Raw genomic sequence first — 16,270 nt, forward strand, 5'->3', positions numbered from 1 at the left:
TCAGGAAGCGTTCTGCACTGTTGAGCGTGACTTTCGGAAGAGCGCGCCCATTGGCCGTTCAAAATAGGTGTAGCTGAGCAGCGAGGCGATAATCGATCCGGTCACGCAGGCAAGCGCAAACGCGACATTGTCGAGCAGGCCAGGATGGCCGAGCTGGAAAACAGGCGCGAGAACGGGAATGTCTCCGAGGCGTCCGAACAGGACCCGTAGGGCCACGATGACGATCGTGTGCACGAGGTAGAGCGAATAAGAGGCGTCACCGAGCCGGACCATCGCAGCGAGTATTTTGCGCAAGGCTGGAAACAGGGCGCGCACGCTGCGAGGTCTAGTCTGACCAGCCAGCCAACCTGTCCAAAATGTAGCAAGTGTGCCCAAGCCGCCCACCAGAACTGCAACAATAGTGGCATTGACCCGCACGGATAGAGGGGCTGTTTCTCCCAGTCCGTAGAGCTGGAAAACCGCGATAGTCAGCAAAGCGCCGACACCCGCCGGGACAAGCCATGCCAAACGATCTTCAAGTTCCAGCGTGACGAGTCCGTAGATGAGCGCGGCACTCGGCAAGCCGAACATCATGACGCGGCCCCATTGAAGTGTGTAATCGGTTTGGGGCCCCTGCAGGCACAGGGACGCCACCATCCATAGCGTGGCGACCAGCATCACGATCCCACCTCGCCACGCAACTCCGGACGCGACGAGCATTGCTGTGGCGGCGCCGAACAGAAATTCCATGGTCATGGGCGAGAAAAACAGCGACAGGAAATCGGTAACGATCGGGCCGGACAGTCCAGACATCCATCCTGCGATGACTGCAGCTCCCCAGCCAAGCAACGCATAGGGCCACCAGGATCTGCGAAGCAGCAAGACGAGGCTGAACGCGAGATAGAAATAGACTTCATGGATCAGCGTCCACCCCACCACAAGTACCGGCTCCTTTTCCTGTGGAATCAGCAGGAAGGACTTGATGATATAGATCCAGTCTGGCTCCGGACGCGACGTGACTTGCAACGTTTCGACCATATTGCCCAACTGGAAATAGCCGAGCAGACCGACTGTGGTGATACCGGCAAACAGCCACCAGACCGGATAGACCCGGGTCAGCCGACGGAACACGAAGTTCAGAGCTGTCTGGATGCCGGGCTTCAATTCGTAGGTCACGGCGACCATGATGAAGCCGGAGATCACGAAGAACAGGTCGACCCCGGCGAAACCATTCGTCACAATGCCGCCAAGCCAAGCCAACTCGCCGCCACCATTATGGGCGATGCCGCGAGTTTCGTGGGCTCTGGTGTGATAGAGAACGACCAGGAGGGCCGCCACTCCACGCAGGACCTGAACAGACTGCAGTTTCATTCCGGGCCTCACGCAACACTTCATCCCGCCCTGCGCGCGGAACGAGCGGGCAATCTGTAGCAATCAGGTAACGCAGACACCAGACTTTGACCACATCATGACGATATCGCTGGCGGCGCCCGCTTCTTTTCCCATATTCAGCTTAATGGCCGATGACGAAACCCACATGAAAACGGAACAGACCGCAGCTTCCCCAAAGCCTGCGGCGGGGCTGCGCAATGGTGTGAACGTAGCGTTCCGCCAGATTTTGGCGCTTACCGGTCTGATCATGATCGTGGTGGCCATTCCAATCGCTTTCGTCACGCCGATCATTCCTGTTGGCTTGCCGATTGCCATTCTTGGTGTCGTGCTGCTGGGGCGGAACGCGATGTGGGGCAGGCGGTGGATGGAGAGCGTGTTGGCAAGGCATCCCCGGGTCGAACGGTTTGCGCCAAACTGGCTGATGCGCTTGGTGTTCGGCCGAGACAAGAAAGACCCGTCTCAACCGGAACAGTAGAAACAAATTGCGGCAAATCCGGCCGGGCAGGCAAGAATTTCACGCGTGTTTCCGGCTCAGGCCTTGAAGCCGGGAGAAATGTCAGCAGTATGCGCCAAACCTTTCTGCGGACACGGGGCGAAATGAAATGCGAATACTTTATGGGCTGGCAGCTGTTTGCGCTGCGGCACTCCTGCTTTCAGCGTGCGGTGGAGGCGACGATGCCGACAAGGCTGCGTCGTCGGAAGACGCGTTCGACCGCAATCCCTATCCCTCCACATATGCGCCCTATCCGAATGCGCCTGTCCTGATCACCAATGCCACAATCCTCGATGGCGAAGGTAACCTGATCGAAGATGGCAGCCTGCTGTTGCAGGATGGCAAGATCGTCGCACTAGGCGCCGATATCGAAGCCCCGGATGGTGCCGAGACCATTGATGCGACAGGTCGCTGGGTGACTCCGGGCATTATCGACAATCACAGCCATCTCGGCGTCTATCCCTCGCCCGGTGTGACCGCGCACGGCGATGGCAACGAAATTTCTGCGCCGGTCACAGCGGAAGTGTGGTCGGAGCACGGTGTCTGGCCGCAAGATCCAGGCTTCACGCGGGCGATAGCCGGAGGCATCACCTCGCTCCAGGTGCTACCGGGCAGCGCAAACTTGTTCGGCGGGCGCGGCGTGATCCTCAAGAACGTGCCGAGCCGGACCGTTCAGGGCATGAAATTTCCGGACGCGCCCTATACGCTGAAGATGGCCTGCGGCGAGAATCCCAAGCGCGTGTATGGCTATGGCGGCGGGCGTTTTCCTGGTGGCGCCCCTTATTCTCGGATGGGCAATGTGGCAGGGTACCGGCAAGCCTGGATCAAGGCTGCAGAATACAAGCGCAAATGGGAGAAGTACGAGGACGAAGGCGGTGAACCACCTGCGCGTGATCTCGAACTGGACACGCTCGCGGGTGTGCTGAATGGCGACATCCTCGTGCACATGCATTGCTACCGCGCCGATGAGATGGCGCAAATCATGGATATGTCGAAGGAGTTTGGCTACAAGGTCACCGCCTTTCACCATGCCGTTGAAAGCTACAAGATTGCCGACAAGCTGGCCGAATATGGTGCGTGTTCTTCCATGTGGGCCGATTGGTGGGGCTTCAAGATGGAAGCCTATGATGGCGTCCGTGAGAACATCCCGATGGTCCACAAGGCCGGCGCGTGTGCCATCGTCCATTCGGACAGTGATGTCGGTATTCAACGTCTCAACCAGGAAGCCGCCAAGGCATGGTCTGATGGTTTGAGGGCAGGTATCGATATTCCGAAAGAGGTCGCTTGGACGTGGCTTTCGCTGAACCCGGCCAAGTCATTGGGCATTGACGATCGTACGGGCAGCCTGAAGCCCGGCAAGATGGCGGATGTCGTCGTCTGGTCCGATGACCCGTTCAGCGTCTACGCCAAGGCAGACCAGGTCTTTATTGACGGCGCGCTGATGTTTGACCGCGACCATCCTGAGACCAATCCTGTGATGGATTTTGAAATAGGCCAACCTGGTGAAGGAGATCGCAAATGATCCGTACACTACTTACAAGCGTTGCCGCCTTGGGTCTCGCAGCGGCGCCCGCGTACGCCGATACGTTCGTCATTCGCGGTGAAACGGTCTGGACCGGCACCGCTCAAGGTATGATCGAAAACGGCGTTGTTGTCATCGAGGACGACCGGATTGTCACGGTCGGCGGGGCAGATACTGAAGTGCCAGGTGGCGCCACCGAGATTTCCGCTGAATGGGTCACGCCTGGTCTGATCGCCTCCTTTGCCCGAACAGGCCTGGTTGAAGTTGGCGCGGAAGATTCTACGAATGACACGGCGGCGGCGATGTCTCCGTTTTCAGCCGCGCTGAATGCAGCCGATGGGTTCAATCCCGACGCCACTGCGATTGATGTCACCCGGATCGAAGGTTTTACGCGCCTGGTTGTTGTACCCAACACCGGCAATGCGCTGTTTGCCGGGCAGGGTTTCGTAGCTGATACGAGCGGTGATCTCGATACGGAGCTGGATGAGAAGGCGTTCACCTTCATCAAGCTCGGTGAAGCAGGCGCGGGTCTTGCTGGCGGCTCGCGGCAGTCTGCCATGACGCTGCTGCGGGCGGCGCTGGATGATGCGCGCAGCTATCCAGCGCGCTACATCACGCAGAATGATGGCGCGGTTCTGAACCGGATTGATGCACAAGCGCTGTCGCCCGCCGCACGGGGCCAGCAGTTAATCTTGATTGAAGCGAGTCGTGCCAGTGACTTGAATGCCGTGATGGATCTGGCCGAGGAGGAGCCGTCACTGAAGATCGTGATTGTCGGCGCGGACGAAGCGTGGCGTGTGGCGCCACGGCTGGCCGAGATGGATATCCCGGTGATCATCAATGCGTTTTCCAATCTTCCGGGCTCGTTTGAGAAACTGGCAGCGACATCTGAAAATGCAGCGCGACTGGCCGCAGCAGGCGTTACATTTGCCATTGCCAATGTTGGGGATAGCAGCCATCAGGCGCGGCTTGCGACACAGCTTGCCGGCAATGCAGTCGCCAACGGACTGAGCTTCGATGATGCTTTGGCGGCGTTGACCACCGCCCCGGCGGACATGTTCGGCCTGACGGGGTATGGTCGCCTCGCGCCCGGCGCACCCGCTGATGTGGTTGGTTGGGACGGGGATCCTTTGGAGGTCGCGTCTGCACCCATCGCTGTCATCATTGCCGGCGAGCAGCAGTCACTCGAGTCCCGCCAAACGCGACTGCGTGACCGTTATCTCAGCCTGGATGAGAGTGAACGGCCGCGCGCTTTTACACGGCCATAACACTAAGACTTGGCGCGAGCGTTCAGACTTTCGATCAGTTCCGGCGTGATGGTTCCTGTCACGTTGAGAGACTGAGCGGTTTGATAGTCGCGAATGGCGGTCGCTGTATCCGGCCCAAGGGCTCCATCGGCGGAGCCAATGTTGTAGCCAAGTACGGTCAGGGCCTGCTGTGTCGCGCGTACTTGAGCCGCATTCCCGATGCTCCATGATTGCGCGCCGAACCGGCCATTGGCTGCTGCGTTGGCGCGGGAGGCGGTCCAGTCTTCAGACTGTACACGGGCATGGTTCACCGCTTCTGGTGAGACGCGCTTGGAAATTTCCATGACTTTTGCCGGTGCGCCTGCGTCGCCATTCTTGGCAGCGACCATGAACCAGTAAAGGGCTTCGGTCAGATTTGGGCTGATGCCGAGGCCTTGCTCGTACAGTACGCCGAGATTGTATTGGCTATCGACAATGCCGAACTCCGCGCCTTTTCGAAACCATCCAACGGCACCGGCATAGGTTTGCTCGCCGCCCTCGCCCTCAGCCATGAAGACGGCAAGGTCATGCATTGCTTTCACGTTGCCACCGTTCGCAGCCCGTTCCGTCCATTCCCGGGCCAGTGTCAGATCCTTCGGTACACCCGTACCTTTTTCGTGCAATTTTGAAAGCGTGTACTGAGCAATTGGCAGGCCCTTCTCTGCGGCCTGCCGCATCAGGACTGCGCCGCCTTTCAAGTTGCCATCGGCAAGCTGCTGTTGCGCTAGTTGGAATTGCGCGATGCCGTTCCCGGATGCTGCGGCATTTGCCAGCGTGTCGACTTTCGGGATCGGCGGGTAGCTCGTGGTCGGCTCAATACGCGCGGTCGCGATCATTGGCGTTGGTTCAATCAGTTCAGCCATCGGGTCGGATGGCTCTTCAGATGGTGCAACCTCGCCGCTCTTGTCTGCGGCCGCAGTCTCCAAGTCAGTTGGCGGCGCGACATCATCTTCGAACAGAAGGGCATCATCGGATGACTCGGCGGCTTCTGCGGGTGGCAATTCTGTTTCAATTAGACTCGCAGCCGCCCCATCGACGGGCGCGGCCAGTTCGGTTACCGAAGTCGGGGCCTGCTTACCGCGCAGATAAAGGTACCCGCCCACAGTGGCGCCCGTGATGATAACGGCTGAGGCCGCAGCATAGAGTGGGAGCTTTCCGTTTCCGAAGCGCAAGCCTTTGTCAGCCTGATCACTTGGAGGTGCAAGCGATGGGGAAGAATCCTTGCGACCCGACGACGCCGCAATCGCAGCGCGGCGAGCCATGTCGATATAGTTCGCAGCCGGCGAGGCGGCCTCAGGCTCGTCTTCTAGCGCCTCTGTAAACTCAGGGTCGGCGAATGTTTCTCCGGCCGGATCGACTTCCGTGTCGAATTCATCGTCTTCGAAAATATCCGATTCACGTGGCTCGGCAGAATTGTCCCCGTAGTCCTCAAGCTCGGCAAGTGCATCAAATCCGACTGGGGAAGGAGCTTCATCAGCATCGGCGAATGCGTCGTAGAAATCGTCTTCTGCATTGTCCGGATCTGCGTCAACTTCGAATTCGTCCTCGACGAGATCGTAGTCTTCTTCATAAGCATTTGACTTGGCGTTCGTCCCAGCTTCTATCTCGACTTCGTCGACTTCCTCTGTTTCTGTCCAGTCTGTGAGGAATGCGTCGCTGGTATCGTCATCTGCAATGTCCTCGGGCAGGCCGGGCTCAAACACTGCATCATATTCATCCGAGAGAAGATCAGACGATGCGTCTTCCTCTTCCTGGAATTCTTCGAGCAGGCGATCAGTCTCGTTCAGCGCATTCATGGTTGCCAAATCAGTTGGCTCGACTGCACCGGACTTGGAGGGCGCAGCGGTGTCTTCGAGCATTTCCAATCGCGTCGCGAGTGACGCCATCGCCTTCTGGATTGGCGAGAGGGATGCGCTGGTCTGGGTTTGCGCCTGCTCGAGTTTATCGGTGACACTTGATATCGCTTCGGAGAGCTTCAGGTCTGCGCGCTTGCGGTTCTCATCAATCTCGGTAGCGAGGGTCTGCAGGGCCTTGTCCTGGCGCGCTTGCAGGCGGTTGGCGACGGTCGCAACCTGATCCCCAATCTGGGAAATTGCCTCGGCGCTACGCTGCTCACTTGCATTAACCCGCTTGTCGAGGTTTGCGCCAAATTCTTCCATCCGTGTGCCGACCAGGTCACCAATCCGTCCGATCTCGGACGAGACCTTGTTCATGTCCTGAGTCTGACGATCTTCGCCTGCGACCAGTTTTTCGCGAACTTCGTTCAGACCGGTCTGAAGTTCGGCAACGGCTTCCTCACTGGCGCCCGAGGCCGCACGAGATATTTCTTCGGCCAGTTCTGCGCGGGCCGTGTCGACGGTACTGCGGACAGTCGTCATGATTTCGTCGAAGCGCGATTCAAACTCTGCCCGAAGGCGGTCCGCCAAATCAGGCTCGACCGTTTTCGACAGGGTCTCGATCTTGGCGTCAAGATTGTTGAATGTGGACTCAAGGCTGAGCAGGGCCGCATCCGTGGTGGTTTCTGCTCGGTTCAACCGGTCCTGTGTTTGAGCCAGTGTGGTTTCGACAGTCGCCAGGGATTTCGTAATCTTCGTCTCGACACTTTCCAGACGTGCATCGCTCTTGTCGACCTCAGACAGACGCAAGTTCACATGCGTTTCCAGATTGGATAGACGATCGGCAAGCTCGCGGGCTGTGCCCTCGGCGCGCAACTCTGCTTGGTCCACGGCGCGCTCGACGCGAGAGGCCGCATCGGACAGGGTCTGTTCGACCTTCACTTCCATGTTTTCAACGCGGTCGGTCAGCTCGGTGAAGCCTGTCTCGACCCGGCCCTGAATGGCTTGGGCCTCATTCTGAGCCAGTTCGCTTTCTTCGAAGACATGGCTGGCAAGTTTGCCTAGCGCCTGTTCGAGTGATTTCAGCGCTTCGAGATTTTCGCGGGTCGTGTCGTCGGCTTCAAGCTTCTGCACTTTTGCCTGCAAAGCGGAATGTGTGTCCTTCAGTTCTTCGATCAGGCTGTCCACATGGCCTGCTACGGCAGCAGAATTTTGCTCGGCCTCTTCCAGGCGAGCCACCAGGCCGAGGATCGTGTGGTCCATACCCGTTATGGCAAGTGTGGAGCGCGCTTCTGTTGCCTCAATGCGGCGCGTCAACGTGTCGAGCGTGTCGTTCGCCGCGTTTGCCGTTGGTCGGCGATTCTGGAAAGGATACGCAACTTCGTTTGGCCTGGGGGCATCGACCGACATAAGTAGCCGGTTCAGATACTCCCCCAAGGTGATGCCTTCAGCATGCGCTGCCTCGCGAGCGGCGTCGCGCGCGCGCTGGTCAATTCCTTTGACGCTCCAGGGCCCCGTCTGGCTCATCCCCACTCTCCTAAGCACTCATTTTGCCCGCGATTGTTAATGCTTCGGGCAAAATCATTCAGATTCAGCATCGGTGATGACAGGAGCCGGATTAAGGGCAGGTTAAAGGTAAAGAAAACCTCCAAATCCGGTAACTCTACCAAGGGAATCTGCGGGGAAACGAAGAATGCCAAAAAAGTTTACGTTGACGTTCGCGTAAGCCTTGATCTAGATTTGCGGAATGATGAACAACAAGCTCTCCAAGATTTCCGCTGCGGATTCCCGCACCTACACAATTTCCGAGCTTGCTCGCGAGTTTGGCGTTACGCCGCGGGCGCTGCGTTTCTACGAGGACAAGGACATGCTCCATCCCGCTCGGGATGGCATGACCCGGGTCTATTCCAATCGGGATCGCGCGCGGCTCACCATCATCGTGAGGCTAAAGCGTCTCGGCCTGCCGCTTGCCGATATCCGTGAAATCCTAGACCTTTACGTGCTCGATGACGGACAGCGCGCTCAGATGCGAATGTCGCTCGACAAGTTCCGCAAGCAAGTGAAGGAGCTGGAAATTCAGAGAGGCGACATCGACACCGCCCTGACGGAGTTGCGCAAGGGCATCTCATGGCTGGAAACGCAAATTGCGAATACCGGCCCGTCTGATGAGAACAAGCGACAGCTTGCGGCATATGACGAAATTGCCCGCAGGCAGCTCGACGAAGTCTGATCTGCATCGACCAAATTGTGCCCCACCCAGCAGATGCTACGGTGGGGCAAACTAATTTGTACAAGCGCGCCGCAGATATCTGCGATTTTCGTGCTTTATTGACAGGAAATACAAAATGCCACGTTACGACGCGCCGATCCGCGACATGCAATTCATCCTGCAGGACCTGTTGCAGATCCAGAACTATTCAAACCTGCCGGGTTTCGAAGAGGCCACGCCGGACCTGGTGAATGCCATCCTCGAGGAGGGAGGCAAATTCGCCAAGGAAGTCCTGTTTCCGCTCAACGCTGTGGGCGACCAGCAAGGGTGTGTGCGCGGCGATGACGCCAGTGTAAAAACCCCGGATGGCTTTCCAGAAGCTTATAAACAACTCGTTGAAAACGGCTGGCCTTTGTTGTCGGCCGATCCGTCCATGGGCGGTCAGGGGCTTCCGCACGTTGTAAACATTGCTTGGACTGAAATGGTATCATCGTCGAACATGGCGTTCGGGATGTATCCGGGGCTGACGCACGGTGCCTATCAGGCGCTGATGGCGGGTGGCTCCGATGAACTCAAGGCCAAGTACGGGCCGAAGATGGCGTCGGCCGAATGGGCCGGTACGATGAACCTCACCGAGCCGCATTGCGGCACGGATCTGGGCCTGATGAAAACAAAAGCCGTGCCGCAGGGCGATGGCTCCTACAAGATCACAGGCCAGAAGATCTGGATTTCCGGCGGCGAGCAGGATCTGACTGAGAACATCATCCACCTCGTGCTCGCCCGCATCGAAGGCGCGCCAGAAGGCATCAAAGGCGTTTCCCTGTTCGTTGTGCCGAAATACATGGTGGGCGAAGATGGCTCGCTGGGCGAGCGCAATGCCTGTTCATGCGGTGGCCTCGAAGAAAAAATGGGCATTCACGGGAATGCGACCTGCGTCATGAATTATGACGGCGCGACAGGCTTTCTTGTTGGCGAAGAGCATAAAGGCATGCGCACGATGTTCGTCATGATGAATGAGGCGCGCCTCGGCGTGGGCCTGCAGGGTCTGTCCCAAGCCGTCGTCGCCTATCAGAATGCAGTCGATTTTGCGAAGGACCGTCTTCAGGGGCGTTCCCTGACCGGGCCAAAGGCACCTGAAAAGCCTGCCGATCCGATCATCGTTCATCCGGACGTGCGCCGCATGTTGATGGACCAGAAGGCATTCCTCGAAGGCGCGCGCGCGCTGACTTACTGGACGGCCTTCCAGGGTGACCTTCAGCACAAATCTCCAGATGAAAAAGTGCGGGAAAAGGCGGGCGACTATATGGCCCTTCTGACGCCGGTCATCAAAGCATACCTGACCCATATGGGCTTTGAGAAAGCCAATCAGGCGCTGCAACTTCACGGCGGCTCTGGCTTTACGCGTGAATGGGGTCTGGAGCAGATCGTCCGCGATTGCCGTATCACTCTTATTTACGAAGGCACCAATGGCGTGCAGGCGCTCGACCTCGTTGGCCGCAAGCTGGCGTCCAATGGTGGCCGGGCTGTCTTCAGCTTCTTTGGTGAAGTTGACGAATTCATCAATTCAGCCGATGGCGATGCCGATATGGCCCCGTTTATCGAGGGCCTGACGACACTGAAGGCCCAGTTGCAGGAGGCCACAACCTGGCTGATGCAAAATGGCATGACCGATTTCAACAATGCGGGCGCTTCCAGCCACGATTACCTGCACCTGTTTGGCCTCACAGGCTTGGCATTCATGTGGGCGAAAATGGCCAAGATTGCGCTGGAGAAGAAGGCGGCGGGCGATCCCTTCTATGAAGAGAAGCTCACAACCGGCTATTATTTTGTGGACCGGATGGTGCCGGATGGTGCTGCACACCTGGCCAAGGTGAAGACCGGCGCGAAGTCGATGATGGCCTTGCCAGCGGAGGCGTTTTAGCGCGCCAGTCCGATTTTGATGGCGCGTGGCCCAAATAAGTGGGTTTCACGCGCTATCACACAAAAAAATTATGCGATTCCGCTCGTTCTGACGTTGGGAGAGGGCTGGGAATTCCTCGGAGCGACGCTTACATGTTTACGTGAACGTAAGCGGCAAGCAAAAGCCGCCCAAAGCGGAGGAAGACGAATGCAGGCCAGCCCACTAGATGTCCCGAAGGCCAATTGGCGCCAGGACGAAGAGCTCGAGATTTTCTCTGACGCTGTTGGCCAGTTCTTCGAAAAGGAATGCGTGCCGCATGTGCCCCAGTGGCGCAAGGACGGTATTGTTCCGATGGAAATCTGGAAAAAGGCTGGCGAAATGGGCCTGCTCGGCGCATCCGTGCCCGAAGAATATGGCGGCGCGGGTGGTGATTTCCGTCATGAAGCCATCATCATCGAACAACAGCAGTGGAAGGGTGTCGACGGATTCGGCATAACCCTGCACAATGCGATTATTGCACCCTATATCGTCGCCTATGGCACCGAAGAACAAAAGCGGCGTTGGCTGCCCGGCATTTGTTCGGGCGAACTCGTAACCGCCATTGCGATGACGGAGCCCGGTGCAGGCTCTGACCTGCAGGGCATGAAAACGACCGCCAAGCGCGATGGCGACGAATACGTCATCAATGGCTCGAAGACCTTCATCTCGAATGGCCAGACCGCAAACCTGATCCTCGTTTGCGTGAAGACGGACCCGACCCAGGGCGCCAAGGGCATTTCGATTGCCGTTGTCGAGACAGACAAGGTGGAAGGCTTCCGCCGCGGCCGGAACCTTGAAAAGGTTGGCCAGCATGCTGCGGATACATCGGAGCTGTTCTTCGATGAAGTGCGTGTGCCAGCTTCCAACCTTCTTGGCGAAGTCGAGGGCAAGGGCTTCATCCAGCTGATGCAGAAACTGCCGCAGGAGCGCCACATAATCGGCCTTCAGGGCGTCGGCATGATTGAGCGTGCAATTCACGAGACCGTCGAATATGTGAAGGGCCGCAAGGCGTTCGGCGGTACGATTTTCGATTTCCAGAACACCCAGTTCAAACTGGCGGAATGCAAGACCGAAGCGACCGTCGCCAAAGTGTTTGCCGATCATTGTACGGAGCGCCTGCTCAAGGAAGAGCTCGATGCCGCCACCGCGTCCATGTCGAAGTACTGGATCTCTGACCTCCAGTGCAAGATCATTGATGAGTGCCTGCAGTTGCATGGTGGGTTCGGCTACATGGACGAATATCCTATCGCCCAGATGTATGCAGATGCACGCGTTCAGCGTATCTATGGCGGCGCCAATGAAGTCATGAAAATGCTGATCGCGAGGACGTTATAGTATGCAGACTGGCCGAATTGGTCTGACCCTTACTTTGCTCTTAGTGCCTGCTAACTTGATTTTAGCATTCATCAAAGTGCAACGAGGAGAAACAATTATGGGCTGGGGATTCAACGTGGCGATTGCATTTGCCGTAACCATATTTTTGGGGCTTCTTATGTACGTTAAGTGGCGATCAGAGCGCGAATGGCGCGAACTCGCTTCGAAGGGCATAAGAGGGGTCGTGAATGATCGGAAGGTGATAAAAGAAGTGCGCCGACAATTGACGGAGTTGTTTTGGCCGTGATTGACCAAACGTTCGAGGTTCGAAGTCCTGATCATGCCTGATAGCCATCTCATCCGCGACGTTTTTCCGACGCCGAGCCCGTCCTCGACATCGCTTGGCTTTGAACTCCTGGCGCTCGACATGAAAGCGCTGACAACCCGGGTGCGCTTTGAAGGCCGCCCGGAGTTCTGCAATCCGGCAGGCGTTATCCAGGGCGGCTATCTTGTCGCCATGATGGATGATACGATAGGCATGCTCGCCGGAATGAAGGCGGGCAAGACGAAGCTCCCTTCGACGGTTGATTTGCATACCCATTTTCTACGACCTGTCCGCAAGGGCGTCATCGAAGTTACAGCGCGTCTAAGGAATGTCGGCCGCGCCATGTTGTTCGCGGAAGCCGAACTGTTTGATTCCCGCGGCAAGGAAGCTGCCCGTTCCACCGCGAGCCTGACCCTCAATCCGGTACTGAAACCGGCAACCTGATCTTATGTTTAGAAGGAGCCTCTCCAATGACTGAAGCCTATATCTACGACGCGGTGCGTACGCCCCGCGGTAAAGGCAAGAAAAGCGGATCACTGCACGAGATCACCGCGCTCAGCCTTGCGACCCAAGTCCTGCAGGCCATCCGTGACCGGAATGAACTCGACACGTCCAAGGTGGACGATGTTGTTCTTGGCTGCGTCAGCCCGGTGGGCGAGCAGGGCGCAGACATCGCGCGCGTCGCCGTTCTGAATGCTGATTATGCTGAAACGACCGCGGGCGTTCAGGTTGACCGCTTCTGCGCCTCCGGCCTCGAGGCCTGTAACATGGCTGCGTCCAAAGTCATGACCGGCGAGGCAGATATGGCCATCGGCGGCGGTGTTGAAAGCATGAGCCGCGTGCCAATGGGCGCGTCCGGTGGCGCGTGGTCTTCCGACCCGCAAGTCGCCCTCAAGACCTATTTTGCCCCACAGGGCATTGGCGCTGACACGATCGCCACCAAGTATGGCTTCTCCCGCGATGACGTCGATGCGTTTGCGGTCGAGAGCCAGAAGCGCGCCGCAACGGCTTGGAAAGAAGGCCGCTTTGCCAAATCCATCGTTCCGGTGAAAGACCAGATGGGCGGCATCCAGCTGGCCCATGATGAACACATGCGCCCTGACGCTGACATGCAGTCGCTCGCGGCACTGAACCCCTCCTTCGCTGGCATGGGCGCTATGGGCTTCGATGAAGTCATCAAGCAGCGCTATCCTGAATTGGAAGCGATCAATCATGTGCACCATGCCGGTAACTCGTCCGGTATCGTGGATGGTGCTTCAGCGGTCCTGTTCGGCTCGAAGGAAATGGGCGAGAAGTTCGGCCTCAAGCCGCGCGCACGCATCCGCGCGATGGCGTCCATCGGTTCCGAGCCGGGCATCATGCTGACCGGCCCGACCTATGTGTCCCAGAAGGTCCTTAAGAAGGCCGGCATGGAAGCCAGTGACATCGACCTGTACGAACTGAATGAAGCCTTCGCATCGGTCGTCCTGCTGATGATGCAGAACCTCAACATCCCGCATGAAAAGATGAACGTGAATGGCGGCGCCATCGCTATGGGCCACCCGCTCGGCGCGACCGGCGGCATGATCCTTGGCACGATGGTCGACGAATTGGAGCGCTCCGGCAAGGAAACCGCCCTTGTCACCCTCTGCGTCGGCGCCGGCATGGGCACCGCCACGATCATCGAACGCGTTTAATCAAGATACAGACGAACGGAATACACGATATGGAACTCGAAACATTCGGTTGGGACGTCGATGGTGACGGCATTGCGCACGCAGTCTTTGATGTGCCAGGCCGCAGCATGAACACGCTGACGGCAAAAGCTGTCGCTGATATCATCGCAATCTCCAAGGAAGTCGCGTCCAATGACGCCATCAAGGGCCTGGTGATCTCGTCGGGCAAGCCGAGCGGCTTTTGCGCCGGGGCGGATCTTGGTGAAATGAACCAGAGCGCTGGCGCCGGAAAGTCGTCTGCGGACATGTCCGAAGCAGAGCTGAAAAAGGCGCAATTCGATCGCGGCTTTTCGCTCAACAAGACGCTGCGCGAACTGGAAACCTGCGGCAAGCCGGTGGCCGTTGCGCTGAATGGCCTCGCCCTCGGCGGCGGTCTCGAAGTGGCGCTGGCCTGTCATTATCGCGTTGCGGCGAATGACAATCCGAAGCTGCAATTCGGCCTGCCGGAAGCCAAGATCGGCCTCCTGCCAGGCGCTGGCGGCACCCAGCGCCTGCCACGCCTGATCGGCGTTCAGGCCGCTCTGCCACTGATCCTGCAAGGTGAAAGCTTCAATGCCGAGAAGGCGCTCGCCATGGGTGTCGTTCAGGAACTCGCCCCATCGTCCGAAACGGTCGACAAGGCGAAGGCCTGGGTCAAGGCCAATCCGAAGGCGCAGGCGCCGTGGGATGAAAAGGGCTTCAAGGTTCCGGGCGGCGTCGTGCATCGTAGCCCCGGTGCGGGCCAGGTCGCGACCATGTCCAATGCCATGCTGATGGCCAAGACCTATGGCAACTATCCGGCCCAGAAGAACATCCTGTCCTGCATCTATGAAGGCATTCAGGTGCCGATCGATGCGGGTCTCCGGATCGAGACCCGCTACTTCATCAACACCCAGCAGCGCCCGGAAGCGAAAGCCATGATCCGGTCCCTGTTCCTGTCGATGCAGGAACTGTCCAAGGGCGGCAACCGCCCGGCCGGTCATCCGAAGACCGAATTCAAGAAGATCGCTGTCGTCGGTGCGGGCCTGATGGGCGCGGGCATTGCCTATGTGCAGGCCAAGGCTGGTATCCCGACTGTTCTCGTCGATGTCTCGAAAGAGAATGCCGAGAAGGGTAAGGACTATTCCCGCCGTCTCGTCGAAAAGGCCGTCTCGCGTGGCAAGTCCACACAGGAGAAGGGCGACGCACTGCTCGACCTGATCACGACGACCGACAATTATGATGATGTCAAAGGCGCTGACCTGGTCATCGAGGCCGTGTTCGAGAATGTCGAACTGAAAGCCAAGATCACCAAGATGGCTGAAGCTGTTCTCGACAAGGATGCTGTCTTCGGATCAAACACATCCACATTGCCGATTACAGGCTTGGCTGAAGCATCGGAGCGCCCTGAGAACTTTATCGGCATCCACTTCTTCTCGCCGGTCGAGCGCATGGGGCTTGTCGAAATCATCAGCGGTGAAAAGACCAGCGAAGCGACCCTCGCCAAGGCGGTCGATTATGTGCTCGCCATCCGCAAGACGCCGATTGCTGTCAATGATAGCCGCGGCTTCTACACGTCCCGCTGCTTCGGCACTTATACGCGCGAGGGCATGGAAATGCTGGCAGAAGGCATCAAGCCAGCGATCATCGAGAATGTCGGCCGACAGTCCGGCATGCCGATGGGCCCGCTGGAAGTTTCCGACTCGGTCGGTCTCGACACCGCGCTGAAAGTGACGCGGGCAACCGCTGAGGCAGCTGGTATCGATCTGCAGACGGATGACCGGACGCAGTTCCTTGCATGGCTCGTCGAAGACCAGGAGCGTGTGGGCCGCAAGGCCGGAAAGGGCTTCTACGACTACAACGAAAAGGGCAAGCCGGAACGCCTCTGGCCAAACCTGAACACGCAGCTGGAAGTGAAGGTGGACGAATGCCCACCAGACCTGAAGAAAGAGCTGACCAACCGCTTCCTGATCCGTCAGGCTGTGGAGGTTGCCCGTTGCTTTGAAGAGGGTGTTATCACCGATGCGCGCGATGCCGACATTGGCTCCATCCTCGCTTGGGGCTTTGCACCGTATACGGGCGGTTGCTGTTCCTATATCGACCTGATGTGGGGCATCAAGGAATTCGTCGCCGAGGCCGACAAGCTTGCGGACAAGTATGGTGACCGGTTCCGGCCGGGCGACCTGCTCCGCGACATGGCATCCAAGGGCGAAGGCTTCTACGATCGCTTCCCGCCAGCCGGCAAAGCTGAGAAAGCTGCGGCGTAAATACTCGAATGTGAATATTTTTTCGCTTTAATCGAA

12 protein-coding genes are annotated in these 16,270 nt (G+C 58.0%); 10 read left to right on the forward strand and 2 right to left on the reverse strand.

Going from position 1 to position 16,270, the window contains the following annotated elements; translation table 11 throughout:
• A complete protein-coding gene (locus CFA77_RS05560; RefSeq protein ID WP_206992598.1) occupies positions 1-1,350 on the reverse strand; it encodes an acyltransferase in 1,350 nt (449 codons plus the stop codon).
• A 145-nt stretch (positions 1,351-1,495) separates the two neighbouring features.
• On the opposite strand from CFA77_RS05560, the gene CFA77_RS05565 reads away from it, so the two are divergent.
• The 3 genes from CFA77_RS05565 (at position 1,496) to CFA77_RS05575 (ending at position 4,654) form a co-directional block, all read left to right on the forward strand.
• On the forward strand, positions 1,496-1,846 hold the full coding sequence (locus CFA77_RS05565) for a hypothetical protein (protein ID WP_206992599.1): 351 nt from the start codon (positions 1,496-1,498) through the stop codon (positions 1,844-1,846).
• Between the two features lie 127 nt (positions 1,847-1,973).
• Positions 1,974-3,386, forward strand: coding sequence for an amidohydrolase (locus CFA77_RS05570; RefSeq protein WP_206992600.1), 1,413 nt, complete (start codon positions 1,974-1,976; stop codon positions 3,384-3,386).
• Positions 3,383-4,654 carry an amidohydrolase family protein gene (locus CFA77_RS05575; protein ID WP_206992601.1) on the forward strand — a complete coding sequence of 424 codons (1,272 nt, stop codon included), beginning with the start codon at positions 3,383-3,385 and terminating at the stop codon, positions 4,652-4,654. The genes CFA77_RS05570 and CFA77_RS05575 overlap by 4 nt, the downstream gene beginning before the upstream one ends.
• 2 nt (positions 4,655-4,656) lie before the next feature.
• Here CFA77_RS05575 and CFA77_RS05580 read toward each other — a convergent pair whose 3' ends face one another.
• Entirely contained in the window at positions 4,657-8,034 is a 3,378-nt protein-coding gene (locus CFA77_RS05580) for a peptidoglycan-binding protein (protein ID WP_206992602.1), read from the reverse strand.
• 220 nt (positions 8,035-8,254) lie between these two features.
• Between CFA77_RS05580 and CFA77_RS05585 the strand changes: the two genes are divergently transcribed.
• From CFA77_RS05585 to CFA77_RS05615, 7 genes are all read left to right on the forward strand, one after another.
• Positions 8,255-8,737 (forward strand): MerR family DNA-binding transcriptional regulator, encoded by a 483-nt coding sequence (locus tag CFA77_RS05585; protein ID WP_233347663.1) that lies wholly within the window; start codon positions 8,255-8,257, stop codon positions 8,735-8,737.
• Between the two features lie 115 nt (positions 8,738-8,852).
• Positions 8,853-10,637 carry an acyl-CoA dehydrogenase C-terminal domain-containing protein gene (locus tag CFA77_RS05590; protein WP_206992603.1) on the forward strand — a complete coding sequence of 595 codons (1,785 nt, stop codon included), beginning with the start codon at positions 8,853-8,855 and terminating at the stop codon, positions 10,635-10,637.
• A 186-nt stretch (positions 10,638-10,823) separates the two neighbouring features.
• Positions 10,824-11,990, forward strand: a complete 1,167-nt coding sequence (locus CFA77_RS05595) for an acyl-CoA dehydrogenase family protein (RefSeq protein WP_206992604.1) — start codon at positions 10,824-10,826, stop codon at positions 11,988-11,990.
• 1 nt (position 11,991) lies between these two features.
• Entirely contained in the window at positions 11,992-12,276 is a 285-nt protein-coding gene (locus CFA77_RS05600) for a hypothetical protein (protein WP_206992605.1), read from the forward strand.
• Positions 12,277-12,309: 33 nt separating this feature from the next.
• Positions 12,310-12,738, forward strand: coding sequence for a PaaI family thioesterase (locus CFA77_RS05605; protein WP_034814381.1), 429 nt, complete (start codon positions 12,310-12,312; stop codon positions 12,736-12,738).
• A gap of 26 nt (positions 12,739-12,764) precedes the next feature.
• Positions 12,765-13,970 (forward strand): acetyl-CoA C-acetyltransferase, encoded by a 1,206-nt coding sequence (locus CFA77_RS05610; RefSeq protein ID WP_206992606.1) that lies wholly within the window; start codon positions 12,765-12,767, stop codon positions 13,968-13,970.
• Positions 13,971-13,999: 29 nt separating this feature from the next.
• Complete coding sequence (locus CFA77_RS05615; protein WP_206992607.1) at positions 14,000-16,234, forward strand: 3-hydroxyacyl-CoA dehydrogenase NAD-binding domain-containing protein; 2,235 nt, start codon at positions 14,000-14,002, stop codon at positions 16,232-16,234.
• Positions 16,235-16,270: the final 36 nt, after the last annotated feature.

Source organism: Hyphomonas sp. KY3 (assembly GCF_017309975.1).
In the GTDB taxonomy this organism is placed as follows: domain Bacteria; phylum Pseudomonadota; class Alphaproteobacteria; order Caulobacterales; family Hyphomonadaceae; genus Hyphomonas.